Here is a 25469-nt window from a genome sequence, read left to right on the forward strand (position 1 = left end):
GTCGTGGTGAAAGAGCGGGCGTCAGCGTGCGGTGAAGCCGCCGTCGACGGTGAGTACGCTGCCGGTGACCTGCCGGGATTCGTCGGAGGCCAGCCATACGGCGGCCGAGGCGACGTCGTCCGGCTCGATGAGGGCGTTCATGGGCTGGGCCTGCACGAAGGCCTCCTCGTGCTCGTCCGCCGGCACGTCGAGCGAACGCGCGATCTCCGCCAGCATCCGGCCCTCGACCTGCGAGTCATCGCGGACGGAACCAGGGCACAGGGCGTTGACCCGCACCTTGCGGGGGGCGTAGTCGAGCGCGACGGCCTTGGTCAGGCCGATGAGACCGTGCTTGGCGGCCACGTATCCGGCGAAGTGCCGATATCCCACCAGCCCGGCGGTCGAGGCGATGTTGACGATGCTGCCGGATCGCTGCTCGACCATCAGTTTGCCGACCGCGCGGATGGCGCGCCACGCACCGGAGAGATCGACGTCGATCATCAACTGCCACTCGTGCTCGTCGATCTCGTGCGCCACCTTGCCGGAAGGCGCGGCGATGCCGGCGTTGTTGACGAGGACGTCGATGCGGCCGAAGCGCCCGATTGCCATGGACACCGCGGCCTCGACTTCGTGCGTCTCCCGTACGTCGGCCTGCCTGGTCAGGACGGAGACGCCGAACTCCCGGCAGAGTTCGGCCGTGTATTCGAGCTGACTGGCCGAGCCGAGCGCGTACGGCACACCCGGCAGATCGCGCGCGACGTCGAGCAGCACCAGGTCGGCGCCCTCCCGCGCGAACATCCGGGCACTGGCCCGGCCCAGCCCGCGGGCCGCACCGGTGATGACGGCCGTCTTCCCGGACAGGCGCATCGTCACCGCTCATCCGGCGTCGCGAGCTCGGCGCCGATCACGCGCAGCAGGGGAGCGGGATCATCGGCCAGGTACATGTGGCCCCCGTCGAGCTCCACGGTGTTGAACCCGGCGCTCGTGGCCCGCTCCCACTGGGCGATCATCGCCATGTCCACCAGCTCGTCGTCGAGGCCGTGTACGGCGGTGATCGGTGTGGACAGCGGCTTGTCGGACTGGGGACGGTAGCTCTCGTGCAGTTCGACGTCGGCGCGCAGCATGGGCAACAGCAGCGCCCGCATCTCGGGGTCCTCCAGGGCCGGGTGCGAGTATCCGGCGAAGGAACGGATCCGTGCCAGGAACGCCTCGTCATCCAGGCCGGTGGCGCGGCTCTCCCGCCCGCTCCACGGCCCGGGGGAACCGCTGACGTACAGGCGGGCGAGCCGCAATCCGGTCACGCCGCTGAGCCGGTGCGCCAGCTCGTACGCCAGCACCGCCCCGAGGCTGTGACCGAAGACGGCCACCCGGGAACCGGGGCCGATTCGCTGCAGCACCTGCGAGCACGCCTCGTCGGCGGCGCGGGCGGCATCGGTGTGCGGAGGCTCGACGAAGCGCTCCTCACGGCCGGGCAGTTGCACCGGCAGGATGCTCAGGCCCTCGGCCAGGTAGCGCTGCCAGCCCTTGAAGAAGGAGGCGCCGGCCCCGGCGAAGGGCAGGCAGATGAGGTAGGTGGGTTCCATGATCCGTTCTCCCGTCTGTAGACGGTGTCTCGGCTGTGGGGGGTCGCCTCGCCTGTCACGGCGTCGATGGGTCACGGCGCTGCGAACAGTCGCGAAACGTCACCGAACGTATGTATCCTTGATCGACACCGTCAAGATCCACATCTCCGATCTAACAAACACTTAAGGTTCGGATGTGATGCGCGGGGCCATACTCGACGCCGGACGTCCTTGATCTCCGGATCCCTGGCCGAACATCCGCCCGCATGCCACAATGCGGGGCACCGCAGCGATCATGACCACATGACCTGATGCCGCCTGCCCTACCGGGAGCCGCATGGGAGGGGGACCTCGAGCGCTTCCCTGCGTCTGCGGATCGCAGCTTTGGCGAATTGAGGACAGCGCGACGCATGAAGGGGAGTACATGGACCTAGCCGCTGAGGGCGACGCGCTGTCGCAGCTCATCACGACGATCATGAACGCCATGAGGGCCGCGGGCAACGACAACGACGAACGCCAGCTGGCGCAGATGTCCGAGGCGTGCAAGCAGCTGGCCGCCAGTCTGGATTCCGTGGGCGACAAGAACATCGACCCGGCCGTGCAGAAGGGCCGCAAGCAGTGGACCGGCGACGCGGCCACGCACTACCAGGAGATGGTCGACACCTACTTCGACCCGGCCGAACGGAAGGCGCTGGTCAAGAGCCTCGGCCACGTGTCGGAAGTGCTCCTCATGGCCAAGGAGGCCACCCACGAGACCAAACGGGCGTTCCGGGAGCTGCTGAAATCCATCCTCCAGGCGTTGGCGATCAGCGTGGCCCTCTCCATGTTCACGGGCGTGATGGGCAGGTACGCCGCGTGGGTCGCCAGAGCCAAGATCGCCGCCCAGGGCGCCGGCCTCGCGGCCACCATCCTGGCGCGGCTGATCTGGTTTCTCAAAAAGGTCGCCGTACCCCTGCGCAAGCTGGCCGAGCTGATGAAGAGGAGCAAGGCGCTCAGGAGGGGCCTGACGGTCTTCAAGTCGCAGAACTGGGTGCTGAACGGCACGCAGGGCATGAGTTTCGGCAAGACGGCCCTGACGTCCTTCAAGAGCTACGCCAAGATGTTCGGCCTCCAGCTGGGCGCCGGCCAGTTCATGTTCGTGGGCCTGGGCCGGGAGCTCAAGGGCCAGTCGTTCTTCGCGCCCTTCGGCCTCCAATACGCGCAGATGGTGAATTCCGCGGCGATATCGTCGGCCTTCCCCTGGGGCCGCGTCGGCTGGGACAAGGCGAAAAAGGCGTACGGCGCCAAGGCCCTCTTCGCGGCAGGAGCCATGACCGGAACGGGCTACACGATCATCAACGACAGGCTCGAAGGCAAGACGCTGGGGCAAATGGTCAAGGACATCGGGAAGGTGGCGGTGCTGAACGGCGGCTGGGGCGCCCTGAACGGTGCCGCACTCAAAAAGATCGGCATCACCGGCGACTTCCAGGTCCAGCTCTTCAACTCCACCGGCGCGATCATCCCCGGCACCGCCCTGCGCAACCTTCCCCCACCCATCGGCGTCCCCTTCAAACAGACGGAGCCGCCGGCGCACATCGACCATAAGAAGTACCCGGAGCCTGATACTCCCCCATTGATGGACTACCGGCCGCAGGACCCCACCACGACCGCCCCCCAGGCATCGTCGCACCAGGTCGGAGGGGAGGAGACGCTGGCAGGCATCGCCAAACGGGTCTACGGCAGCGAAAGGTACTGGCCCCAACTCTACGAGGCCAACCGCGACGTCATCGGCCCTGACCCCGGGGTCCTGAAACCGGGCACGCCGCTGAAACTCCCGAAACTGAAGTGACCGACTGGAGAGTGCGATGACCGGAAAGAGCAAGGAAGTCGGATATTCCACGGACGACCTGAAGAAGGGAGGAAAGGCCACCGACGAATCGATGAGCCTGCTGTCCACTCCCCGAAACGCTTTCGCCGAGGCGGCCAGGCCGACGTCCACCTGCTTCGGCCTGCTCCCCGAGGGATCCCAGGAGCTGGCCGACGACTATCTGAAGTTCTACACCAACACCATCGACTGGGTGGACTCCCTGATGTGGAACCTGAACAACGCGGGCCTGACTCTGAACCAGACCGGAAAGAACTACGACCGGACCAACCCGACCGGCTAAGCCGTCAAAGGGAGAACATGAGTTCCGACGACTCCAAAAATATCTACCAGGACGAACTCCACCGAATCTCAGAACAAGCCGAACGGGCACACAGCCGCCTGAAGAAAGCCGGTGGCGGCTTCAACGACGTCTACGGCACCGGCGAGAGCGCCGACGGCAAGATCAGGGCCCGCACCGACTCCGGCGGCCGCATCACCGAGGTGCGCCTCGACCCCCGCGCCATGAAACTGAGCAGCCAGGACCTCGGCGAGGAGATCACCCTCGCGGTGCGGCGCGCACAGGACGACTGCGAGAGGAACCACGAGGAACTCCTACGCGACGCCGTCGGCCGGACGCCACCGTCCCCTGACGCGGCCATGGAACAGTTCGAGGAGGTCATGCACTCCTTCAACCACGCCATGAACAATCGAGAGAGCCGAATCGACCAGATCCTTCGGGAAATGGACCAGTAAGTCGACCGCGCCGCACCATGCTCAGGGGGCGCGGTCGACTGACAACGGTCAGCGCGACGCGCGATTGACCGCCGAGATGATCGCCTTGAGCGAGGCCGTCGTGGTGTTGGCGTCGACGCCCACCCCCCACAGCACCCGGCCGTCGACGTCGCACTCCAGGTAGGAGGCCGCCTTCGCGTCGCTGCCCGCGCTCATCGCGTGCTCCACGTAGTCGAGCACCCGCACCCGGATGCCGACCTTGGCGATCGCGTCGATGAAGGCCGAGATCGGGCCGTTGCCGACGCCTTCGATCTCGCGGATCTCGCCGTCGAGCCGTACGTCGGCGCCGATGCGGTCCTTGTCGTCCCCGGCCGACTCGTGGCGGTGGGCCATCAGACTGAGGCGGCCCCAGCGGTTGGCCGGGTTGGGCAGGTATTCGTCGCGGAAGATGGAGTACATCTCGGCCGAGCCGATCTCGCCGCCCTCGGCGTCGGTGCGCGCCTGGACGACCTTGGAGAACTCGATCTGCAGCCGTCGCGGCAGGTCCAGCTGGTGGTCGGCCTTCATGATGTAGGAGACGCCGCCCTTGCCCGACTGGCTGTTGACCCGGATGACCGCCTCGTAGGTGCGGCCGATGTCCTTGGGGTCGATCGGCAGGTAGGGGACGGCCCAGGTGAACTGGTCGACCGGCACCCCGGCCGCGGCCGCGTCGGCCTCCAGGTGGTCGAAGCCCTTCTTGATGGCGTCCTGGTGGGAGCCGGAGAAGGCGGTGTAGACCAGCTCGCCGCCCCACGGGTGGCGCGGGTGCACCGGCAGCTGGTTGCAGTATTCGACGACGCGGCGGATCTCGTCGATGTCGCCGAAGTCGATCTGCGGGTCGATGCCCTGGGAGAACAGGTTCATGCCCAGGGTGACCAGGCAGACGTTGCCGGTGCGCTCGCCGTTGCCGAACAGGCAGCCCTCGATGCGGTCGGCCCCGGCCATGTAGCCCAGCTCGGCGGCGGCCACGGCGCTGCCGCGGTCGTTGTGCGGGTGCAGGGACAGGACGATCGAGTCGCGGTACTTCAGGTGGCGGTGCATCCACTCGATCTGGTCGGCGTAGATGTTGGGCGTGGCCATCTCGACCGTGGCCGGCAGGTTGACGATGACCTTGCGGTCGGGCGTCGGCTGCCACACGTCGTTGACCGCGTCGCAGACCTCGACGGCGTAGTCCAGCTCGGTGCCGGTGAAGGACTCGGGCGAGTATTGGAAACGTACGTCCACGTCGGTCGCGTCGGCGAGCTTCTTGACCAGCTTGGCGCCCTCGACGGCGATGGCGGTGATGCCGTCGCGGTCCTGTCCGAACACCACCCGGCGCTGCAGCGTGGAGGTGGAGTTGTACAGGTGCACGATGGCCTGCTTGGCGCCCTCGATCGACTCGAAGGTGCGCTCGATCAGCTCGGGCCGGGCCTGGGTCAGCACCTGGATCACCACGTCGCCGGGGATCCGGTCCTCTTCGATGATCTGCCGGATGAAGTCGAAGTCGGTCTGGCTGGCCGCGGGGAAGCCGACCTCGATCTCCTTGTAGCCCATCTTCACCAGCAGCTCGAACATCTGCAGCTTGCGATGGGCGTCCATCGGGTCGATCAATGCCTGGTTGCCGTCACGCAGGTCCACCGCGCACCATCGCGGCGCTTCGGTGATGACCCGATCAGGCCAGGTGCGATCGGTCAGCCGGATCGGCTCGAACGGCTGATAACGCTGGAAAGGCATCGGGCTGGGCTGCTGAGCGGTCATGTCGGGAGCTCCTCGTCGGTCGAAAGAAAAGCGGCCGACGCGCATGGCTCGCTCCGCGGCGAGGGAGCCGGCCTCAGTGGCCCCCGCCGCGGCAGCTAAGAAGGAGGCCACGCAGCATGCCTTGCACGCTACCAGACGTCTCGCGGTAAACCGTCCTTGATCTCACATGATGAGAACCGACAGGCAGGTGACGCAGCCTTCCAGCTTCTCGAACTCCGAGATGTCCACCAGCGTCACCTCCAGCCCGCGTTCCTGCAGCATCTTGCAGGTCCGCGGCGCGGAGGCGGCCATCAGCACCCGGTCGCCGCCCAGCGGCACCACGTGCGCCCCCGACTCCTCGGCGGGCACGAGCAGGCCCGGCAGGTCCGCGCGGTCGGGGTCGCCGATGAGCGTGCCGTCCGGCAGCGCCGTGACGGCCGACTTCAGGTGCAGGACGCCGGTCAGGTCCACAGGCACCACCTGCCGCTCCGGCAGCAACGCGGAGAGCTGGGTGATCCCCTCGTCGTTGGTCCTGCCCGACCTGCCGACGTACACGGTCCTGCCGACCTGAAGGACGTCACCGCCGTCGAGCGTGCCGGGCCGCGCGATCCTGACGGACTTGACCCCGAGCTCCCGTACGAGGGCCGCCACGGTGTCCACCTCGGGCCGTCGCTCGATCGCCCCCGGTCTGGTCAGTACGGCCAGCCGGTCGCAGACGACGACCATGTCCTCGACGAAGGGCCCGTCGGGCAGGTCGTCGGCCGCCTCCACGTGGCGTACCTGCCACCCGGCCTCCTCCAGCGCGGCGACGTAGCGTTCGTGCTGGTCAAGGGCCCGTCCGGGATCGACCGGCTCGCGCTCCACATGCGTGACGATGCCCTCGGAGATCCGTGGGCCGGGCTTTCTTACCAGCGCGATACCAGGCATAGGCCGTGTTCTATCACGTAGTAACTAAAGTCTTGGACATGCGTGACAACGAGATTCTCAGCAAGATCAGCGATCTGGTCACCGAAGAGCACAAGCTGCGGAGCAGGCTGTCGGCGGGCGAGGTCAGCTCGGACGAGGAGCACGCGCGGGTCAAGGAGCTGGAGACGGCTCTCGACCAGTGCTGGGACCTGCTCAGGCAGCGCAGGGCTAGGAGGGACGCGGGCGAGAACCCGGAGGGCGCCAAGGCCCGGCCGGCCGGCGAGGTGGAGAACTACCGGCAATGACGGGAAAACGGGCCTGATCTCACCACTCCGTTTCCTTGATGTTAAGCGGACGTTAGATCTGGCCCGTCTCCCCTTGTCGGAACAACCTTCTGCGGAGAGGCTCTGGCCTGCACCTACTCCCCCCAGGCCCCGCACAGGAGGTATTCCAGTGAGCCAACCCCGCGTGCCGTGGAAGGCAGTGATCGGCGGTTCCGTCGGCAATCTGGTCGAGTGGTACGACTGGTTTGTCTACAGCAGTTTCGCCGTTTATTTCGCCGCCTCCTTCTTCCCCAATGGCAACTCCACCGCACAATTGCTCAACACCGCGGGCATCTTCGCCGTGGGCTTCTTCATGCGCCCGATCGGCGGCTGGCTGCTCGGCCGCTACGCCGACACGAAGGGCCGCAAGGCGGCGCTGACCATGACGGTCACGCTGATGTCGCTGAGCGCGCTGCTGATCGCCATCGCCCCGACGTACGCGTCGGTCGGCTACTTCGGCGCCGTGGTCCTGCTGATCGCCCGCCTCCTGCAGGGCATCTCCGTGGGCGGTGAGTACGCGGCCAGCGCCACATACCTGACCGAGGCCACTCCGGCGGGCAAGCGCGGCTTCGCCTCTAGCTTCCAGTACGTGTCGATGACCGCCGGTCAGCTCGTCGGCCTGGGCCTGCAGATCATCCTGCAGAACACGATGACCAAGGAAGCGCTCAACTCCTACGGCTGGCGCATCCCGTTCATCATCGGCGCCCTCGGCGCGGCGGTCGTGTTCTACCTGCGGCGCAACCTCCTGGAGACCGAGGCTTACGACGAGGAGGAGCAGGTCAAGGACGGCGAGAAGAGCGAGCGCGGCACCATCAAGGCGCTGATGGCCCACAAGAAGGAAGCGCTGCTCGTCATCGCCCTGACCATGGGCGGCACGGTCGCGTACTACACCTACACGACCTACCTCACCAAGTACCTGGTCAACACCGCGAACCTGCCGAAGGAGACCGCGTCGCTGGTCAGCTTCTCGGCGCTGTTCATCTTCATGTTGATCCAGCCGCTCGCCGGCGGGCTGTCCGACCGGATCGGCCGGCGGCCGCTGCTCATCACGTTCGGCATCGGGTCAATGCTCGGCACCGTACCGCTCATGACCGCGCTGTCCAGCGTCTCCGGCTTCGTCGGCGCGTTCATCCTGTCGCTGGTCGGCCTGATCATCATCACCGGCTACACCTCGATCAACGCGGTGGTCAAGGCGGAGCTGTTCCCGACGCACGTCCGGGCGCTCGGCGTGGCCCTGCCGTACGCCATCGCGAACGCCCTGTTCGGCGGCACGGCGGAGTACGTCGCGCTGTGGTTCAAGTCGGCGGGCATCGAGTCCGGCTTCTACTGGTACGTCTCGGGCTGCGCCGCCGTGTCGCTGGTGGTCTACCTGACCATGCGCGAGACGCGCGACGTGGCGCTCTCCCGCTCGGAGCGAGAGGGAGCGGCGGAGTCGGTCTCCGTCCGGGCCTAATCTGGCCTGATGCGAGTTCTCCTGGTCGAAGACGACGATCGACTCGCCTCCGCGCTCACCACGGCCCTCGCGCGCCATGGCCACCAGGTCGCGCGCGCCGGGCTGGCAGTCGACGCCCTCCGTCTGGCGGGGGGCGTCGACTTCGTCCTGCTGGACCTGGGCCTGCCCGACATGGATGGCCTTGAGGTGCTGCGCCGCCTGCGCCGGGTGTCGGCCGTGCCGGTCATCGTGGTGACCGCCCGTACGGAGGAGCGCGAGGTGCTTCGCGGCCTGCGGTCCGGGGCCGACGACTACCTGGTCAAGCCGTTCCGTACGGTCGAGTTGATGGCCCGTATGGAGGCCGTGATGCGCAGGGGCACCCGCCCGATGCCGACGCGGGACCACGTGGTCAGCGTCGGCGATGTGCGCATCGACCTGGAAGCCAGGCAGGTCACCGTGTCGGGTGAGCAGGTGACGCTGACCCGGCGCGAGTTCGACGTGCTGGCCCTGCTGGCCCGCGAGCCGGGCGTGGTGCGCAGCCGCGAGGAGATCCTGGACGAGGTCTGGGGCGACCCGCTGCTGTCCGCCTCCCGCTCGCTCGACGTGCACGTGGCCGGGCTGCGGTCGAAGACCGGCCGCCCGCACCTGGTCGAGACGCTGCGCGGCACCGGCTACCGCCTGGGTTCCACGGCGTGAACTCCCGCCTGGTGGTCACGTTCACCACGCTGATCGTGTTCCTCATCGCGGCGCTGGCGGTGCCGCTCGGCTTCGCCTACGCCTCGCACCGGACGAACCGCCTGCTGCTCGACCGCCGCGCCGACGCCACCCGCTTCGCGGAACTGGCCGACCAGGCCGCGCGCGACGACGATCGCACGGCGCTGACGGCCGAGGTCGTCCGTTACGCCGACCTGTACGGCGCGGCCATCCGCGTCCGCGACAGAGACGGCATGATCGTGGTCACGGCCGGCCGCTTCGAGGGCGACGACCAGGCGGAGACCCGGCTGGCGCTGAGCGGCCGCACGACCGAGGACCTGCCCACGATCAGCCCCTTCGGCCCCGCGAAGGTCCTGCTGGCCGAGCCGGCCGGCCGGGACGCGCAGTTGTCCGGCGTGGTGCTGCTCCAGGCCCGCACCGACCAGTCGCGGCTGGACGTCTCGCTCGTCTGGGGCGCGCTGGCGCTGGGCGCGCTGATCGCGCTGGGCTACTCGGTGCTGGCGGCCAGACAGCTGGCCCGCTGGATCCTGCGCCCGGTGACCGAGCTCGACCGCACCACCCGGGCCATCGCGGAAGGCCATCTCGACGCCCGGGCCAATCCCGGCGGGGGGCCCTCGGAGCTGCAACGGCTGGAGGAGCGGTTCAACGCGATGGCCGACGCGGTGTCGGGGGCGATGGAGCGGCAGCGGGCGTTCGTGGCCGACGCCTCGCACGAGCTGCGCACCCCGCTGACCGTGCTCGGGCTGCGGCTGGAGAACCTGGAGCCGCACCTGCGCTCCGACGGCACCACCGAGTTCGAGGAGGCGATGGCCGAGCTCGACCGGCTGGCTCTGCTGGTGGAGGACCTGCTGGCGCTGGCCAGGGTCGAGGCGGGCGCGGGCACCGAGGCCAAGGAGATCGAGCTGCGGCCCCGGCTGGCGGTGTGGCGGGAGGTCTACCCGGCCAAGGACCTCACCCTGCGGGTGGATGTGCCGGAGATGTCGCTGGTGCCGGAGGCGGCGGCCAGGGTGGCGGACATCGCGCTCGACAACGCCCAGAAGTTCGTGCCCGCGGGCGGCACGGTGACGGTCACGCTCTCCGACGGCGTCCTGCGGGTCGCCGACGACGGGCCGGGGCTGGCCGAGGAGGAGCGGGGTGACGCGCTGGGCCGGTTCTGGCGGTCGGGCGCGCACGCGAACGTGCCGGGCAGCGGGCTGGGGCTGGCCATCGCCACCGAGCTGGCCAAGTCGTGCGGGGCGACGTTGAGCCTGCTGCCCGCCGTACCCCATGGGCTGGTCGTGGAGTTGCGGCTGGCTGAGCCGTACACGGAGCTCTAGCGCTTGTTTACCCGTACACAGACCTGTAGTAGCGGGCGGCGCCGGGGTGCAGGGGGACGATGCCGGTGCCGATGGCGTAGCGCTTGTCGAGGAGGCCGCCCGGTGCCGAGGGGGCCCGCAGGCGGTCGCGGGCGCTGAAGAGCGTCCCGGTGACGGTGTAGGCCACGTCGTCGGACAGGGCCTGACGGCAGACCAGGTAGCTGGGTGTGCCGACGGTGGGGACCGGTTTCGAGCTGCCGTACACGCCCGCGGGGATGGTGGCGTGCTCGTAGACCGGGCCATAGATGCGGCGCAGCATCGGCACGAACGGCTCCAACGAGACGATCCTGATGCCGCCGAGTGAGGCGAGCGCGGGGGTGGGCACACCGCCCGACCAGAAGAACGCGTCGATCACGCCGTCGACGAGCGCCTTGATCGACCCGTCGAGGCCAAGCCTGGCGGTGATGTGATTACGTACCCCGGCGGCGTCGAGCACCCGTTCGGCGGTCACGGCGGTGCCCGATCCGTCGGCGCCGATGGAGACCTGCCGCCAGGCCAGGTCCTTGGGGGCGAAGATGTCCGAGTTGGCGCGTACCACCAGATGGACGTAGTTCATGTACATCCTGGCCAGCGCGGCGACGGGCTGGTGGCGCACGCGTACGGCGTCGTCGGCGCTGTCGGCGAGCGAGAACCCGAGGTCCGCCCGGCCGTCGGTGAGCATGGTGAGATTCTGGACGCTGGCCGCGGTCTCGATCACCTCAACGGTGAACCCGTCGCGCCGCAACTCGGCCGCGAACCGATCACCGAGCGCCCCGTACGGCCCACCGGCCAACCCGGTCGCCAGCCGCAGCGAGCGTTGCTCCGAGGCGGTGACCGAGCAGCCCGCAGCGTTCAGCGCGGCGAGCGCGAGAAAGACACGGCGGGACATCGGCACAGGCTCACGTTATCGAATCAAGCAGAATGGACAATGTGACCGAACGGGACGCGCACCTTCGAATCTCCGCAGACCTGATGATGTTCCTGCCCGTGAGCCGGCGCCGCGAACGCCACCGGATCGCCATCGGCGGCAGCTCGACCCTGGGCCACCACGTGGAGTCGGCCGGCATCCCGCTGACGGAGGTCGGGCCGATGACCGTCGACGGCCGCGGCGTCGGCCCCTCCTACCAGCCCGCAGCTGGCGACCTCATCGAGGTACGGCCGATACCCAGACCCCAGCCGCTGCCCCGCGAGCCCCGCTTCCTGCTGGACGTGCACCTGGGCACGCTCGCGCGACGGCTGCGCCTGCTCGGCCTCGACACGGCCTACCACAACGACATGGACGACCCGGCGCTGGTCGTGCAGGCCAACGAGGAGCGCCGGGTGCTGCTCACCCAGGACCGCGGCCTGCTGCGCCGCCGCGCGCTGTGGCTCGGCGCGTACGTGCGCGGCTCCCGCCCCCACGACCAACTCCGCGACCTGCTCGAACGCTTCACCCCGCCGCTGCGCCCGTGGACGAGATGCACGGCCTGCAACGGCGAGCTGACCCCGGTGGAGAAGCGCGAGGTGCTGCCGGTCCTTGAAGCGGGCACCCGGCACGCTTACGACGCGTACGGGCGGTGCCAGGAGTGCGGGCACGTGTACTGGCACGGCGCCCACAGCGGCCACCTGGAGGAGATCGTGGCGACGGCACGGCAGTGGGCGGCTACGGGCTGACGCAGGGGTCGAACCTGTCGGCCTCGGGCAGGTAGCGCTGCCACTCCCGCTCGGTCAGCGACCGACCGGCGCGGCGGCAGACGGCGGCCGCCACCTTGCCACCGTCGAGCGGGAACGTCCGCACCACGCCGTCTGGCATGGCGCTGTAGAGGGTGCCGCCGTCGGCGCTGAAGGCCAGTGACCCGTCGCCCAGTGGGATCTTCTTCTGGCCGTCGAAGATCAGACCGAGCGGCTGCCTGCTGGGCACGTCCCAAAGCCTGACCCGGTCGCCGTTCTCGTACGTGGCGATGGTACGGCCGTCAGGCGACCAGGCGATCCCCTGGATCGGGCTGTCCGGCACGGCGGGGAACGCCCCGACGGGCGCCTTCAGGTCCGCGTCCCACAACGCCATCCGGTCGGGCCCCGAGAAGGCGATGAGCCGGCCGTCGGGGCTGAAGGCGTGAGTACCGTTCAACCGGCCAAGCCCCTCGGCGAGCGGTAACCGGGCGCCGGTCACCGGGTCGATGGGTTGGGGCTCCGTTCCGGCCACCAGCAGCCTGCCGTCAGGACGGAAGGCGAGCGTGCCGGGGCCGGGCACGGCGGCGCGAGTGACGGTGCCCTTCGCCAGGTTCCACAGCTCGAGCGGAGCGCCGGTGCGGTCGGGCCTGGTGGGGGAGACGGCCAGCGTTCGACCATCGGGGCTGAAGGCCATGTCGTCCACGTCCGCGACCTTTATCGCGTCGAGCACGCGGCCCGTGTGCGCATCCACGATCCGGGTGCCCGACTCGTCGCCGACGGCCAGCCGCCCGCCGTCCCGGCTGAAGGCCAGCGCGGGCTCGCGGCCGATGACGCCGATCGGCGGCCCGGGTGGGCGCTTGGTCGCCACGTCCCACAGCCGGGTCTCCCCGGGCCTCGTGATGGCCACTGTGTGCCCACCCGGCCCCAGCAGCGCGTGCCCTTCGGAGGTTCCCGTGGTCAGCGGTTGGTCGAACAACATGGATATGTCCACGGTGTCGATCTCGCCATTATCGGCCTGGTAGCGCAGCACACGGTCGGCTTCGTCGAAGTGAACGTCGTTGATGCCCCCGGGCATGTCGCGCTCCAGAACGACCGACCATCCGGCGCGCCGCCACACTATGAGCTCCCCCAGGTAGGTCCAGCCCGCGACGTAGCGGTCGCCGAAGCCGAAGGCGGTATCTCGGTCCGATTCGCCGCCGTAACGTCCCCCGATCACGCCTCCGCCCGGGACGGTCCAGACACGCATCCGTCGCTCGCCCGGCGGTGGCGGATTCTCGCTGACCGTGAGCGCGCGCCCGTCGTCGCTGAGACGCACGTACGTGACGTCAGTCTTGGCGGGCAGCCAGGGCGCGGGCAGCCGCTTGCCGGTGCGCAGGTTCCAGAGCTCGACCTTGCCGTGCCCACCTGTGGACACCACGCCGACGTGGCGTGCCGGGTCCACCATGTCGAGCCCCGCTCCCGATCCGGCGGTCAGCCGCTTCCGGGTGGCCACGTCCCAGGCGCGCTCGGCGCCGCCGGTCCCCTCGGGTACAAGGAGGGTGCGACCAGCGCGGTCGAAGGCGAGCCTCCCCCCTCCCTCCGGCACCACGAACCCACCGCCGAACGTGGCGCCGATCGCCGTGCCCGCCATAACGTCCCAGAGGCGCACATCCTTGTCCTCCAGCACGGCGAGCGTCCGCCCGTCGGGACTGAGCGCGACCTGGCGCACGGCCGTGCCCACGCCGGAGAACTCGCGGAGCAGGCGGTGCGCGCGTACGTCCCAGAGCCGCACCCGGCCCTCCTGGACGGCCGCCAGCGTGCGTCCGGTGTCGTCCAGTCCGTAGACACTGCTCGGACTGGCGTACGGGTCGGTGAAGACGTCGCTCGCCGGCCTGGACAGCGACTCGTACAGCGCGCCCCGCGTCTCGACCAGGTCAGGGCTCAGCCGCCAGCCCGCGACGGTCAACAGCCTCGCCAGTTGCGGGTCGCTCTCCCGCAGATCAGCGGCCTGCAACGCGAGCGACTTGGCCAGCGCGTCGTCACGCTGTCTGCCGGACTCCCTGCGCAGGTACTCGGCCGTCCCCAGGCCGCCCAGGGCCGCCACCAGCAGTACGGCCAGCGCCGTCGCCAACAGGCCGCGCCTCCTGGACTGGCTTCTGGTCTGCTTGGCCGCGGCGTCGAGGAACTCGCGTTCCCTCCTGGCCAGCGTGAGGTCCTTGCGTTCGGCGGCGGCCCACTGGAGTGTCCGGTCGAGGCTGGAGCCGTGCAGCAGGTCGGCGGGTTTCCGGCCGTGGCCGTCCCAGAGGCCGGCCGCCTCGACCAGGCGCCGGTGGACCGGCAGCCCCTCGCGGTTGTCGGCCACCCAGGTCCGCAGCCGGGGCCATGCCTGGATCAGGGCGGGCTTGGCCAGCTCGTACGTGGTGCCGGTGCTCGTCACCAGGCCCGCCGCCTCGAAGAGGGCGAGCAGGGCGGACACGGCCTCGGTCTCGGGCAGCTCGTCGCGGGTCACCGGCCTGAGCGAGCCGTCGCCGTCGAGCATGCGCAGCAGCACCTCGGGGACGGCCGCCCGCTCGGCCTCGGACAGCTCGTCGTACAGCTCCTCGGCGATCGCGCCCAGGTCGGGCTCGGCCGGGCTCCTGAGCGGGCCGGCCAGCGCCCCGCCACGAGAAAGCGGGTCGCCGTCGGCGCCGATCAGGTCCAGTAGGGCCGCGCGCGCCGAGGGCCGCGCGGCCGGGTCCTTCGTGAGCGCGCTCGCCACGAGTCGTCCGAGCGGGTCGGCCAGGTCGGCCGTGTCGGGCCGGAAGTCCATGACCTCGCCGATGACCGCGACCGGCTCGCGTACTTCGATCGCGTCCTCGCCCCGCGCGGCGAACAGCACCACCAGCCCCCACGCCCACAGGTCCGCCGCGGCCGTCGCGCCCCGCCCGGCCAGGACCTCCGGCGCCATGTAGTTGGGCGTGCCCATGACCGGACCCGTGGTCGTCGGCCCGGCCTCGCGTGCCACGCCGAAGTCGATCACCCGGGGACCGTCGGGGCCGAGGATGATGTTGTCGGGCTTGAGGTCGCGGTGCACGACGCCGGCCTGGTGGATGGCCGTCAGCGCGGTGGCCACGCCGATCGCCAGGCGCCGCAGCGTGTCACCCTCGTAGGGGCCGTGCTCGGCGATCACCTGCCGCAGGTTGGGGCCGGGCACGAACTCGCTGACGATGTACGGCTCGGCCACCTCGATGATTCTGGCCGTGCAGAACGAGGCCACCCGCGCGGCCGCCGCCGCCTCCCTGGCCAGTCTGGCCCGCGACTCTGGATCATCGAACCTGGGCACCTTGACGGCGACGCGCTCCCCCTCCTCGCCGTACGCCTCATAGACGACGCCCTGGCCCCCGGCGCCCAGCCGCCCGGCGAGCCAGTAGCGGCCCAACCGGTGCGGGTCTGAGGGAGTCAGAGGGATCATCAAGTGTGTAATTGTGGTCGAGTTCGCTCTGCTGAGGAAGGCCGCGTGGAATTTCGCATCATGGGTCCGCTGGAAGTGCTCGACGGCGACGACGACCGCACACCGACCGCGCCCAAGCACCGCGACCTGCTGGCGATGTTCGTGCTCAACGCGCGCCGCCCGCTCACCGTCGGACGGCTGCGCGGGCTGCTGTGGGCGCGCGAGGGCGGCGACCGGTCCGACTCCCTGGTCCGGGGCTATGTCGGGCAGCTGCGCCAGCTCATCGGCAAGGACGTGATCACCACGGTGTCCGGCACGTACACGCTGGCCATCGATGAGGAACAACTCGACGTCGACCGCTTCAGGTCGCTGGTGGAGCGGGGCTCGTACCAGGAGGCGCTGGCCCTGTGGCGCGGACCGGCGCTCGAGGACCTCGACCCCGACGGGGAGCGCTGGGTGGAGACGCGGCGGCTGCGCGAGGAGCTGGAGGAGCTGCGGCTGTTCGCCCTGGAACGCCGGGTGCAGCTCGACCTCGACGCCGGCCGTCACCGCGAGCTGCTGTCGGAGCTGCGACGGCTGGCCGGGCAGCATCCGCTCTGGCAGCGCTTCCGCGGCCAGTACATGCTCGCGCTCTACCGGAGCGGGCGGCGGGCGGAGGCCCTCGACGCGTACGCGGCGTTACGTGAGGCGCTCGACGACGGCCACGCGATCGAGCCCGACTCCGACCTGCAGCTGCTCTATCACCGCATGCTGCACGACGACGTGTCGCTGCACGTCTCGGCGGGGCCGCCGGTGCTGCTGCCGCACGACGTGCCCGGGTTCACCGGCCGCGCCGACCTCCTCGATCTGGTGGTAGGCGGGCAGGTCGTGGTGCACGGGCAGGCGGGCGCCGGCAAGTCGGCGCTGGCCGTGCACGCAGCCTGGCGCGAGCGCGAGCGCTTTCCCGACGGGATCCTCTACGCCGACCTGCGCGAGACGACGGCGCCCGCGGCGGTGCTCGAGGACTTCCTGCGCTGGCTGGGCTGCCCGGCCCAGGCCGTCCCCGCCTCGCTCGACGGACGAGAGCGACTTTTCCGTACGTACGCGGCCAACCGCCGGCTGCTGGTGCTGCTGGACAACGCGTCGGCCGAGAACCAGGTGCGGCCGCTGCTGACGTCCTGCCCCACGGTCGTCACCAGCCGCTCCTCCCTCGGCGGCCTGTCCGGCGCGACCCGCGTGTCCGTGGGCGTGCTCGGCGAGGACGACGCGCTCGACCTGCTCGTCCGCACCTCCGGCCGGGTGGCCGACGAGGCGCTGGGCAGGCTGGCCAGGTTCTGCGGCGGGCTGCCGATCGCGCTGCGCATCGCCGGGTCCCGGCTGGCCGCCCGGCCGGGCTGGACCGTCGACTACCTGGTCGGCCTGCTGGAGGACGAGCACGAGCGGCTCGACGGGCTGCGCTCCGGCGACCAGGCCGTACGCAGCGTGCTCGCCATCGGCTACGACGGCCTGCCCGAGCCCGCCAAGGCCACACTGCGCGGGCTCGGCGCGCTGTCGGCGCCGGACTTCGCGGACTGGGTGGCGGAGCTGTTCGGCGGGCAGGCCGAGGCGCTCGTCGACGCCGGGCTGCTGGAGACGCACATGGTCGACGTGGCCGGGCAGGTGCGCTACCGGCTGCACGACCTGACCCGCCTGTTCGCCCGCGAGCAAACGAGCCAGGGCGCACCGGACGCGCTCGTACGGCTGATGGACGTGGTCCTGGCCAGGGTACGGTCCTCGCGCTTCTCGCTGGTCTCCGGCGATCCGGGCACCCTCGTGGCGACCAGGGACATCAGGGAGTCGGTCGAGTGGCTCGCCGCCGAGCGGGCCTTCCTGGTCAGCCTGGTCTCCGACCTCCATCAGGCCGGCCTCGACGACGGCTGCCGGCGGCTCGCCCACCTGCTCGGACCGTACCTCGAACGCCACCGCTTCCTCGACGACTGGCGCCACGTCACGGCGGCGGCGCTGGAGTCGGCGCGGCGCGCGGGCGACGCCATAGGCGAGGCGCTGATCCTGCGTGACCTGGGCGACCTGCACCTGGCCGAACGGGAGTGGGACCTGGCGCACGACCGGCTCAGGCTGGCGCTCGGCATGTTCCTGCGCGAGGGACGCACCCGCGACGTCAACCAGACCAGGCGGCGCCTCGGCCGCGTCCACCTCGAACGCGACCGGCTGCCCGAGGCCGAGCGCGCCCTGCTCGGCTGCCTGAAGGCGGCGGAGAACGATCGCGACGCCGCCGAAGCGCTGCGCGTGCTTGGCGTGGTCCTGCACCGCGCGGGCCGGCTCGACGAGGCCGCGGACCGCCTCCAGACCGCCGCCGCCCACCTCGACGCGCTCGGCGACCGCTACCGGCAGGCCGACACGCTCCTGGATCTGTGCTCGGTACGGCTGGCGCAGCACGCGGTCCCCGACGCCAGAACGGCCGCCGAGACGGCCAGAGGGATCGCCATACGACTCGGCGACCAGCTGCTCGACGCGTACGCCCTGCTGGCCCTGGCCCGGGTGAACCAGGCGGAGGGCGCGGCGGAGCGGGCCAGGGAGCTGGCGGGGTCGGCGCTGGCGGTCTTCGAGGCGCTGGAGGACGATCTGGGCCGCTCCCAAGCGCTGCCCATGGTGGGGTGAAACGTGGTGGGGTGAAACTGGTGGGCCGACCGGAAACCGACTCGACATCCTCCGGCAACATCGCGGAAACGGCCGGTTCTTAAGGTCCGGGCCATGCGGCTTACCCCACACGAGCAAGAGCGCCTGCTCATCCACGTCGCCGCCGGGGTGGCCCGGCAGCGTCAGTCCAGGGGCCTGCGCCTCAACCACCCAGAGGCTACCGCGATCATCGCGTCGTTCCTGATGGAGGGGGCCAGGGACGGGCGGACCGTGGCCGATCTGATGGACGCCGGACGCTCGGTGCTCGGGCGGGACGACGTCATGGAGGGAGTGCCCGAGATGCTGGACTCCGTCCAGATCGAGGCGACCTTCCCCGACGGCACCAAGCTGGTCACCGTGCACAGGCCGATCCCGTGATTCCGGGCGAATATCTGCATCCCGCCGACGACATCCCGCTCAATCCGGGACGGCCGAGGGTCACGGTCCGGGTCGTCAACACCGCCGACCGGCCGGTCCAGGTCGGGTCGCACTACCACTTCGCCGCCGCCAACCCCGGGCTGGCCTTCGACCGCGACGCCGCCTGGGGGATGCGGCTCGACGTGCCCGCGGGCACCGCGATCAGGTTCGAGCCGGGTGTCGAGCGCGACGTGACCCTGGTACCGATCGCCGGGCGCCGCGTGGTGCCCGGCCTGCGACCGGAATGGGCGGGCCCCCTCGATGGCTGAGATCTCCCGTGCTCGATACGCCGCCCTGTACGGCCCCACCACGGGCGACCGCATCAGGCTGGCCGACACCGACCTGTTCGTCGAGGTCACCGAGGACCTGTCCGTGGGGCCGGCGGGAGCCGGGGACGAGGCGGTGTTCGGCGGCGGCAAGGTGATCCGCGAGTCGATGGGCCAGGCCAGGACGACCCGGGCCGAGGGCGCGCCCGACCTGGTCATCACAGGTGCGGTGATCCTCGACCACTGGGGCGTGGTCAAAGCCGACGTCGGCGTCACCGACGGCCGGATCTCCGCCATCGGCAAGGCCGGCAATCCGGACACCATGGACGGGGTCGACATCGTCATCGGGCCGTCCACCGAGATCCTCAGCGGCAACGGCAAGATCCTCACCGCGGGCGCCGTCGACTCCCACGTACACCTCATCTGCCCCCAGATCCTCGAGGAGGCGATCGGCGCGGGCGTCACCACGATCGTCGGCGGCGGCACCGGGCCGGTCGAGGGCACCAAGGCCACCACGGTCACCGGCACCTGGTACCTCTCCAGGATGCTGGAGTCGCTCGACTCCTACCCGCTCAACTTCGCGCTGCTCGGCAAGGGCAACACGGTGAGCGCCGAGGGCCTGGTCGAACAGCTCGAAGCGGGCGCCTCGGGGTTCAAGCTGCACGAGGACTGGGGCTCCACGCCGGCCGCGATCGACGCCTGCCTGACCGTGGCCGACGCGCACGGCGTACAGGTGACGATCCACACCGACACGCTCAACGAGGCCGGGTTCGTCGAGTCGACGCTGGCCGCCATCGGCGACCGGACGATCCACGCCTACCACACAGAAGGGGCGGGGGGCGGGCACGCGCCCGACATCATCAGGATGGCGTCGTTCGCCAACGTCCTGCCCTCCTCCACGAACCCCACCCGGCCCCACACCATCAACACCCTCGACGAACACCTCGACATGCTGATGGTCTGCCACCACCTGAACCCGTCGATCCCCGAGGACCTGGCCTTCGCCGAGTCCCGGATCCGGCCCACCACGATGGCCGCCGAGGACGTCCTGCACGACCTGGGGGCGATCTCGATGATCGGCTCCGACTCGCAGGCGATGGGCCGCGTCGGCGAGACGATCATCCGCACGTGGCAGACTGCGCACGTCATGAAGCGCCGCCGCGGCGCTCTGGGCGGCCCGTCGGACAATCTCCGCGCCCGCCGCTACATCGCGAAATATACGATCTGCCCGGCCATCGCCCACGGCCTCGACGCCGAACTCGGCTCCGTCGAACGCGGCAAGCTCGCCGACCTCGTCCTCTGGGACCCGGCGTTCTTCGGCGTCAAGCCCACGCTGGTGCTCAAGGGCGGCGTGGTGGCCTGGGCCCAGATGGGCGACGCGAACGCCTCCATCCCCACGCCGCAGCCGGTGCTGCCCCGCCCGATGTTCGGCGCCGCCCCGGCCACGGCCGCCGCGACGTCACTGCACTTCGTCTCACCCCTCGCCCTCGACGCGGGCCTCGCCGACCGCCTCGCGGTCCGCCGCCGCCTGGTCCCCGTGGCGGACGTACGGGGGCGGGGCAAGGACGCGATGCCGCTCAACGACGCGCTGCCCCGGATCGACGTGGCTCCGGACACGTTCGAGGTACGCGTGGACGGCGACCTGATCGAACCCGCGCCCGCCGAGACACTCCCGATGACCCAGCGCTACTTCCTGTTCTGATGACCATGAACCCCGCACTCCTGCTCCTCACGGACTCCCGCCTCCCGGCCGGGGGCCACGCCCACTCGGGCGGCACCGAACAGGCGATCGCCACGGGCGCGGTCCACGACCTGACGTCCCTGGCCGCCTTCCTGAGGGGCCGCCTGCACACCTCCGGGCATGTCGCCGCCGCCCTCGCCGCCGCCGCCTGCGCGTTGGGCGCCAACCGCTCCTCCGACACCTCATGGGATCTGCTGGACGCGGAGGCCGACGCCCGGACCGCCTCCCCAGCCCAGCGGGCCGCCTCCAGGACTCAGGGCAGACTGCTCTTGCGGGTGGCCCGCCGCCTGTGGCCGCCGCCCACGCTCGACGACCTGGCGCCGGGCGTACCGAGTCCCCGTCGCTCCGTCGCGCTCGACGGCCTGGCGCAGGCCGTACCGAATCCCCATCACCCCATCGCGCTCGGCGCGGCGGCGCACGCGGCGGGAGCGTCGCCCGAGGACGCCGCCCTGGCGGCGGCCTACCACGCGATCACCGGCCCGGCCACGGCGGCGGTCCGCCTGCTCGGCCTGGACCCGGTAGCGGTCCACGGCCTGCTCGCCGGCCTGACCCCGGACCTCGCCACCACGGCTTCCGACGCCACGTCATCCGACCTCGCCACCTCGGCTTGCGACACCTCGCCGTACGGCGGGAGCTGGGCCGACCTGCCCGCCCGGTCCGCCCCCGCGCTGGACCTGCTGGCCGAGCGGCATGCGGAGGCCACGGTCAGACTGTTCGTCTCCTAGGAAGGACACACCATGGGCGCCAACCACGACGACCATCACCACGCGCCCGCCCACCACGGCAGAGCACTTCGCCTCGGGGTGGGCGGGCCGGTGGGCAGCGGCAAGACGGCCCTGGTCGCCGCCCTGTGCCGCGCGCTCGGCGGCTCCCTGCGGCTGGGCGTGGTGACCAACGACATCTACACGACCGAGGACGCCGACTTCCTGCGCCGGGCCGGGGTACTCGATCAGGAACGCATCCTCGCCGTCGAGACCGGCTGCTGCCCCCACACGGCCATCCGCGACGACATCGCCGCCAACCTCGACGCCGTGGAGACCCTGGAGGACCGGTTCGGCCCGCTGGACCTGGTGATCGTGGAGAGTGGCGGGGACAACCTGACGGCGACGTTCAGCCGTGGGCTGGCCGACCGGCAGATCTTCGTCCTCGACGTGTCCGGCGGCGACAAGGTGCCCCGCAAGGGCGGCCCGGGAGTGACCTCCGCCGACCTGCTGGTGATCAACAAAACCGACCTGGCGCCGCTGGTGGACGCCGACCTGACCGTGATGGCCCGCGACGCGGCGGCGGTACGCGGCGACAAACCCGTACTGTTCACCTCGATCCGCCAGGACCCCTCGGCGGCGGATGTGGCGGCCTGGGTCTCCGAACAGGCCCTTTCCTGGCCCCACGAGCCCGTCTCAGCGGCTTGACGGGCGTCGCCCTATGACTGACACGGGCTTGCCGCAGACAGCGGCAGAGACGTCGTCAGACGCCCAGGAGGACACGTCGGCGAGCGCCATCAGCGCCGTCGGGCGGCGGGCGATGCGGGCTCGGGCGGCTGTCGCGACCTCCCTGGCCGATGGCCGGACGGTCATCAGCAGGCTGAGCTCGATGCCGCCCCTGACCTTGCGGCAGACGGGTCCGCGGACCGTGCGCCTGGTCTCCACGGCGGCCGGGCCGCTCGGTGGCGACCGGCTCGAACTCGACCTCGACGTCGCACCCGGCACCAGCCTCGAGGTCGGCTCGGTGGCCGGCACGCTGGTACTGCCGGGCGACGGTGAGTCCGTCATGGTGATCTCCGCACGCGTCGGGGCGGGCGCCGCACTCCGCTTCGCGCCCCAGCCGACAGTGCTCGCCGCCGGCTGCGCTCATCGCCTGGTGGTACGGCTGACGCTTTCGGCGGGCGCGCGGGTGTTCTGGCGCGAGGAGATCGTCTTCGGCCGGTACGGCGAGACGCCGGGCCGCTGCCACGCCCGCTTCGACGCCACGTACGACGGCCGCCCGCTGCTCAGGCAGGAGTACACGGTCGGCGACCCCGCCATCGACGCCTCGCCTGCCGTCTACGGCGACGCCCGCTGCATCGGCACCACCTTGATCACCCCCTCCCTGGCCTCTGCCCCGCCCCGCGCCATCTCGTCGCAAGCCGCCTCAGGGGCTGTGGTCGCGGAAGGTGTAGCCGTGTTGCCGCTGGCCGGACCGGGTGTGCTGGTGTCCGCGCTGGCCGCCGACGCCGTCGCGTTGCGCCGGCGTCTGGAGTGGGGTGAGGGTGTGGCCCTCGGTAACCTGGCAGGAGCCGCGCGCCCGACCTAAGGTGATCGGGTGGCCGACTCTCTCTCACCGAGCCCCGCGAAGCCCAAGGCGCGGCGCGGCTACGCGTTCGTCATCGCGGTGGCGGGGGCGCTGCTGGTGTTCTGCGCGTTCCTGCCGTGGACGGGGGTCGAGGCCAGGATCGGTGCCATCGGCGGCGTGTCCAACGACCTACGGGGCATTGACGACAGTCTTGGCGTCTACGCGCTCATCGCCGGGCTCGCCACGCTGGCGCTCGGGGTCGCGGGTCTGTTCGCCCGGCCGCGGACGGCCGCGTTGGCGGTCATCCCGGGGGCGCTGGCGACGATCTGGCTGGTGATGTTCGTGGTCGATCCGCCCGGTGTCGGCAACGGGGTCTCCGTCGATCTCGGGTTCCTGTCGATCGAGCCGGGGATCCGCTACGGGTGGTTCGCCGCACTGGCCTGCGCGCTGGCCGTGATCGCCCTCGCCGTCCTGTCGCTAGTACGCGGCCGCCGGGCATAGCCGCCCAGCGGGGGTCCGCTCCCGAAGGTGCCCCCAGGCGGGAAGACCAAGGCAACCTTCGCGGCGTGCTGTGCGTGTATGGGGTCATGATTTCAAAGGGCGTTCAGTGACGCCACATGCGGGCGGGTTCACGGAGTTCGTGGCCGCCCGCAGTACCAGCCTGTTACGCACGGCGTACCTGACCTGCGGTTCGCTCGGGGAAGCCGAAGACTTACTGCAGACCGCGCTGGAGCGGGCGTGCCTGCATTGGGACAGGCTGTGCCGTGGCGGCGACCCTGAGCCCTACATTCGGCGGATCATCGTCAATCTGGCGATCAGCCGGGCGCGGCGTCTGGCGATCGTGCGATTGATTCCGACGCACACCCCTCCCGAACTGCCCGCCGCGCGGGAGGACATCGAGTTACGGCACGTCGTCATGGACGGGTTACGGGCGTTGCCGCCCCGTCAGCGGGCTGTGGTGGTGCTCAGGTTCTGGGATGACCTGACTAAGGCCCAGACCGCGAAGATGCTCGGCTGCTCCATCGGCACGGTCAAGAGCCAGACGTCCAAGGCGCTGAAACGCCTGCGGGCGCTGCTGGGTGAGGAGGTGGCGAACAGTGCGCGGTATTGAGGAACGACTACGCCAGGGAATGACCGACGCGACCCGGCCGGTGCGGGGGGCGCCGGAGCTGGCCGTACGGGTGATGGCCCGGGTGGCGCTGCGCAGGAGGCGGCGCAGGCTGGCGGCGAGTGTCGCCGCGGCTGCCGCTGTCGTGCTGGTGGCGATCGGCATCGTGTCGCCGTACATCGTCACCCGGCCGGACCCGGTCGCCGCTCCCCCGGAACTGGAAGGTGTGCGGATCGGCTACATCCCGGAGGGCCTGGGTGCCCCGCAACGCCTGCGGGAGGAGGAGAAAAACGTCGGAGGGCAGATCCGGCTGCGCGGTAAGGCGCTGAGATGGCAGGCCGGCGGCGATTTCGTCCAGGTCTCGGTTTACCGGGTGGACGGCGTCATGCGCGACGCGATGGACATCATGGCCATGAACGTTGTCGACGCACCGGTCGAGCCGCGATCCATCGATGATCCGGTGCTGTCCGGTGACGGCACCAGCGCGATGTGGGTCGCTGACCACCGCCTTGTGCTGGAAGTCACGGTCTCGGCGGCTCTGAAGGGAGAGCGCGACCGAATCGTCGGCGGTCTGCGCGTGACCGGCTGGAATCCCGCCTTCGCCGGGCTCCGCGTCACGTACATGCCGGCGGGCATGTGGGTCTCGGGAACGGTCGGCGCGAATCTCGACGCGCTGACCCGGCTCTGGCAGGGTGAGTCCGGCCGGCAGGTCTCCATCGAGGTCGTATACGGCCAGGCTGGGACGACGCTGGAGGAGTTGCGTGCCGCCGGACCGCCGCAGGAGGTGCTGACCGATGTGCGTCCGGCCTCGGTACACGGCCGGCCGGCCTACGCCGGCGCCACCGGACAGGCAGGCCGGGTGCTGCTGTGGCTGGTCGAGCCAGGAATCGGCGTACGGATCAGGGGGGACCACCTGCCGGAGGCAGACCTGGTACGGATCGCCGAGGGCATCCAGTCGCCCTCCGAAGGCCAGGGCGAGTCCGTCGACGGCATCGCCACCTACCTCGCCGGCCCAGCTCTGCGGCCGGGTCCTGTGGGGACCGTCATCACTCCACGCTGGCGTTCCACCATCCGGCGATGGATCGGCCCGGACGGCGAAGGCAGCGTCACCGTCTCCGTCCAGCGTGGCGCGGCGGTGCCGAGCGCCACTTGGTGGAGCAGCGTCTCCAGAGGCGAGCCGAAGCCGACGACCATCGCCGGGGTGCAAGGGATGCTGCTCGGTATGGGGGCCTCCAGAGCCAGCCGGAAGTTCGCCTGGACTCCAGAGTTCGGCCTGGCCATCGTGGTCACCGCCCCCGCACATGATCTAGGGCGAATCGTGAAAGGTATCGCAGCGCGATGATGGGGAATCCCCACCGGCTTGCAGGCGGGT

24 protein-coding genes are annotated in these 25469 nt (G+C 70.5%); 18 read left to right on the forward strand and 6 right to left on the reverse strand.

Annotated features, from left to right (window positions below; translation table 11 throughout):
* Positions 1-21: 21 nt before the first annotated feature.
* Together AB0B64_RS03115 and AB0B64_RS03120 are read right to left on the reverse strand one after the other, a co-directional pair.
* Complete coding sequence (locus tag AB0B64_RS03115) at positions 22-846, reverse strand: SDR family oxidoreductase (protein ID WP_357948128.1); 825 nt, start codon at positions 844-846, stop codon at positions 22-24.
* A gap of 2 nt (positions 847-848) precedes the next feature.
* Positions 849-1562 carry an alpha/beta fold hydrolase gene (locus AB0B64_RS03120; protein ID WP_357947341.1) on the reverse strand — a complete coding sequence of 238 codons (714 nt, stop codon included), beginning with the start codon at positions 1560-1562 and terminating at the stop codon, positions 849-851.
* Between the two features lie 403 nt (positions 1563-1965).
* On the opposite strand from AB0B64_RS03120, the gene AB0B64_RS03125 reads away from it, so the two are divergent.
* Genes AB0B64_RS03125 through AB0B64_RS03135 form a run of 3 tightly spaced genes read left to right on the forward strand, consistent with a single transcriptional unit; the run spans position 1966 to position 4140 of the window.
* Positions 1966-3369: a hypothetical protein gene (locus AB0B64_RS03125; RefSeq protein WP_358174257.1), complete on the forward strand. Its 1404-nt coding sequence runs from the start codon at positions 1966-1968 to the stop codon at positions 3367-3369.
* A 16-nt stretch (positions 3370-3385) separates the two neighbouring features.
* The gene (locus AB0B64_RS03130) at positions 3386-3688 is read left to right on the forward strand and encodes a hypothetical protein (protein WP_357947335.1); all 303 of its coding nucleotides are present in this window, start codon (positions 3386-3388) and stop codon (positions 3686-3688) included.
* A gap of 17 nt (positions 3689-3705) precedes the next feature.
* The gene (locus AB0B64_RS03135; protein WP_357947332.1) at positions 3706-4140 is read left to right on the forward strand and encodes a YbaB/EbfC family nucleoid-associated protein; all 435 of its coding nucleotides are present in this window, start codon (positions 3706-3708) and stop codon (positions 4138-4140) included.
* A 48-nt stretch (positions 4141-4188) separates the two neighbouring features.
* Here the strand turns inward: AB0B64_RS03135 and leuA are convergent, their stop codons facing one another.
* Positions 4189-5895 (reverse strand): 2-isopropylmalate synthase, encoded by a 1707-nt coding sequence (gene leuA, locus AB0B64_RS03140; RefSeq protein WP_357947329.1) that lies wholly within the window; start codon positions 5893-5895, stop codon positions 4189-4191.
* 162 nt (positions 5896-6057) lie between these two features.
* Positions 6058-6801, reverse strand: a complete 744-nt coding sequence (gene ddaH, locus AB0B64_RS03145) for a dimethylargininase (protein WP_357947326.1) — start codon at positions 6799-6801, stop codon at positions 6058-6060.
* 38 nt (positions 6802-6839) lie between these two features.
* On the opposite strand from ddaH, the gene AB0B64_RS03150 reads away from it, so the two are divergent.
* The 4 genes from AB0B64_RS03150 to AB0B64_RS03165 all read left to right on the forward strand — a co-directional run bounded on the left by AB0B64_RS03150 (position 6840) and on the right by AB0B64_RS03165 (position 10565).
* Positions 6840-7085 carry a DUF2630 family protein gene (locus AB0B64_RS03150; protein ID WP_357947322.1) on the forward strand — a complete coding sequence of 82 codons (246 nt, stop codon included), beginning with the start codon at positions 6840-6842 and terminating at the stop codon, positions 7083-7085.
* 148 nt (positions 7086-7233) lie between these two features.
* Positions 7234-8556, forward strand: coding sequence for an MFS transporter (locus AB0B64_RS03155; RefSeq protein WP_357947320.1), 1323 nt, complete (start codon positions 7234-7236; stop codon positions 8554-8556).
* Between the two features lie 9 nt (positions 8557-8565).
* Positions 8566-9231: a response regulator transcription factor gene (locus AB0B64_RS03160; protein WP_357947318.1), complete on the forward strand. Its 666-nt coding sequence runs from the start codon at positions 8566-8568 to the stop codon at positions 9229-9231.
* Positions 9228-10565: a HAMP domain-containing sensor histidine kinase gene (locus tag AB0B64_RS03165; RefSeq protein ID WP_357947315.1), complete on the forward strand. Its 1338-nt coding sequence runs from the start codon at positions 9228-9230 to the stop codon at positions 10563-10565. Before AB0B64_RS03160 ends, AB0B64_RS03165 begins: the two co-directional genes overlap by 4 nt.
* Positions 10566-10572: 7 nt before the next feature.
* Here the strand turns inward: AB0B64_RS03165 and AB0B64_RS03170 are convergent, their stop codons facing one another.
* The gene (locus tag AB0B64_RS03170) at positions 10573-11472 is read right to left on the reverse strand and encodes a TAXI family TRAP transporter solute-binding subunit (RefSeq protein WP_357947312.1); all 900 of its coding nucleotides are present in this window, start codon (positions 11470-11472) and stop codon (positions 10573-10575) included.
* 32 nt (positions 11473-11504) lie between these two features.
* Here AB0B64_RS03170 and AB0B64_RS03175 point away from each other — a divergent pair, with 32 nt between their 5' ends.
* Complete coding sequence (locus AB0B64_RS03175; protein WP_357947309.1) at positions 11505-12236, forward strand: Mut7-C RNAse domain-containing protein; 732 nt, start codon at positions 11505-11507, stop codon at positions 12234-12236.
* Here AB0B64_RS03175 and AB0B64_RS03180 read toward each other — a convergent pair.
* Complete coding sequence (locus AB0B64_RS03180; RefSeq protein ID WP_358174786.1) at positions 12226-15663, reverse strand: WD40 repeat domain-containing serine/threonine-protein kinase; 3438 nt, start codon at positions 15661-15663, stop codon at positions 12226-12228. The genes AB0B64_RS03175 and AB0B64_RS03180 overlap by 11 nt on opposite strands.
* Positions 15664-15708: 45 nt before the next feature.
* Between AB0B64_RS03180 and AB0B64_RS03185 the strand changes: the two genes are divergently transcribed.
* The 10 genes from AB0B64_RS03185 to AB0B64_RS03230 all read left to right on the forward strand — a co-directional run bounded on the left by AB0B64_RS03185 (position 15709) and on the right by AB0B64_RS03230 (position 25439).
* Positions 15709-18279 (forward strand): BTAD domain-containing putative transcriptional regulator, encoded by a 2571-nt coding sequence (locus AB0B64_RS03185; RefSeq protein ID WP_358174260.1) that lies wholly within the window; start codon positions 15709-15711, stop codon positions 18277-18279.
* Positions 18280-18372: 93 nt separating this feature from the next.
* Entirely contained in the window at positions 18373-18675 is a 303-nt protein-coding gene (locus AB0B64_RS03190; protein ID WP_357947302.1) for an urease subunit gamma, read from the forward strand.
* Positions 18672-18983, forward strand: a complete 312-nt coding sequence (locus AB0B64_RS03195) for an urease subunit beta (protein ID WP_214638406.1) — start codon at positions 18672-18674, stop codon at positions 18981-18983. Before AB0B64_RS03190 ends, AB0B64_RS03195 begins: the two co-directional genes overlap by 4 nt.
* On the forward strand, positions 18976-20682 hold the full coding sequence (locus tag AB0B64_RS03200; RefSeq protein WP_358174263.1) for an urease subunit alpha: 1707 nt from the start codon (positions 18976-18978) through the stop codon (positions 20680-20682). The genes AB0B64_RS03195 and AB0B64_RS03200 overlap by 8 nt, the downstream gene beginning before the upstream one ends.
* A 5-nt stretch (positions 20683-20687) precedes the next feature.
* The gene (locus AB0B64_RS03205; protein ID WP_358174266.1) at positions 20688-21446 is read left to right on the forward strand and encodes an urease accessory UreF family protein; all 759 of its coding nucleotides are present in this window, start codon (positions 20688-20690) and stop codon (positions 21444-21446) included.
* A gap of 12 nt (positions 21447-21458) precedes the next feature.
* Positions 21459-22130: an urease accessory protein UreG gene (gene ureG / locus AB0B64_RS03210; protein ID WP_357947292.1), complete on the forward strand. Its 672-nt coding sequence runs from the start codon at positions 21459-21461 to the stop codon at positions 22128-22130.
* Between the two features lie 13 nt (positions 22131-22143).
* On the forward strand, positions 22144-23010 hold the full coding sequence (locus AB0B64_RS03215; protein ID WP_358174269.1) for an urease accessory protein UreD: 867 nt from the start codon (positions 22144-22146) through the stop codon (positions 23008-23010).
* Between the two features lie 9 nt (positions 23011-23019).
* Positions 23020-23490, forward strand: coding sequence for a hypothetical protein (locus AB0B64_RS03220; RefSeq protein WP_357947286.1), 471 nt, complete (start codon positions 23020-23022; stop codon positions 23488-23490).
* A 106-nt stretch (positions 23491-23596) separates the two neighbouring features.
* Positions 23597-24100, forward strand: coding sequence for a SigE family RNA polymerase sigma factor (locus tag AB0B64_RS03225; RefSeq protein WP_358174272.1), 504 nt, complete (start codon positions 23597-23599; stop codon positions 24098-24100).
* Complete coding sequence (locus AB0B64_RS03230; protein WP_357947280.1) at positions 24087-25439, forward strand: hypothetical protein; 1353 nt, start codon at positions 24087-24089, stop codon at positions 25437-25439. The genes AB0B64_RS03225 and AB0B64_RS03230 overlap by 14 nt, the downstream gene beginning before the upstream one ends.
* The last annotated feature ends 30 nt before the right edge of the window (positions 25440-25469 follow it).

Source organism: Nonomuraea sp. NPDC049129, from assembly GCF_040648495.1.
In the GTDB taxonomy this organism is placed as follows: domain Bacteria; phylum Actinomycetota; class Actinomycetes; order Streptosporangiales; family Streptosporangiaceae; genus Nonomuraea.

Excerpts from the sequence above, each read along its gene's own strand:
- AB0B64_RS03115 (WP_357948128.1), bottom strand. The coding sequence starts at position 846 with ATGCGCCTGTCCGGGAAGACGGCCGTCATCACCGGTGCGGCCCGCGGG.
- AB0B64_RS03120 (WP_357947341.1), bottom strand. The coding sequence starts at position 1,562 with ATGGAACCCACCTACCTCATCTGCCTGCCCTTCGCCGGGGCCGGCGCC.
- AB0B64_RS03125 (WP_358174257.1), top strand. The coding sequence starts at position 1,966 with ATGGACCTAGCCGCTGAGGGCGACGCGCTGTCGCAGCTCATCACGACG.
- AB0B64_RS03130 (WP_357947335.1), top strand. The coding sequence starts at position 3,386 with ATGACCGGAAAGAGCAAGGAAGTCGGATATTCCACGGACGACCTGAAG.
- AB0B64_RS03135 (WP_357947332.1), top strand. The coding sequence starts at position 3,706 with ATGAGTTCCGACGACTCCAAAAATATCTACCAGGACGAACTCCACCGA.
- leuA (WP_357947329.1), bottom strand. The coding sequence starts at position 5,895 with ATGACCGCTCAGCAGCCCAGCCCGATGCCTTTCCAGCGTTATCAGCCG.
- ddaH (WP_357947326.1), bottom strand. The coding sequence starts at position 6,801 with ATGCCTGGTATCGCGCTGGTAAGAAAGCCCGGCCCACGGATCTCCGAG.
- AB0B64_RS03150 (WP_357947322.1), top strand. The coding sequence starts at position 6,840 with ATGCGTGACAACGAGATTCTCAGCAAGATCAGCGATCTGGTCACCGAA.
- AB0B64_RS03160 (WP_357947318.1), top strand. The coding sequence starts at position 8,566 with ATGCGAGTTCTCCTGGTCGAAGACGACGATCGACTCGCCTCCGCGCTC.
- AB0B64_RS03170 (WP_357947312.1), bottom strand. The coding sequence starts at position 11,472 with ATGTCCCGCCGTGTCTTTCTCGCGCTCGCCGCGCTGAACGCTGCGGGC.
- AB0B64_RS03175 (WP_357947309.1), top strand. The coding sequence starts at position 11,505 with ATGGACAATGTGACCGAACGGGACGCGCACCTTCGAATCTCCGCAGAC.
- AB0B64_RS03180 (WP_358174786.1), bottom strand. The coding sequence starts at position 15,663 with ATGATCCCTCTGACTCCCTCAGACCCGCACCGGTTGGGCCGCTACTGG.
- AB0B64_RS03190 (WP_357947302.1), top strand. The coding sequence starts at position 18,373 with ATGCGGCTTACCCCACACGAGCAAGAGCGCCTGCTCATCCACGTCGCC.
- AB0B64_RS03200 (WP_358174263.1), top strand. The coding sequence starts at position 18,976 with ATGGCTGAGATCTCCCGTGCTCGATACGCCGCCCTGTACGGCCCCACC.
- AB0B64_RS03205 (WP_358174266.1), top strand. The coding sequence starts at position 20,688 with ATGAACCCCGCACTCCTGCTCCTCACGGACTCCCGCCTCCCGGCCGGG.
- ureG (WP_357947292.1), top strand. The coding sequence starts at position 21,459 with ATGGGCGCCAACCACGACGACCATCACCACGCGCCCGCCCACCACGGC.
- AB0B64_RS03215 (WP_358174269.1), top strand. The coding sequence starts at position 22,144 with ATGACTGACACGGGCTTGCCGCAGACAGCGGCAGAGACGTCGTCAGAC.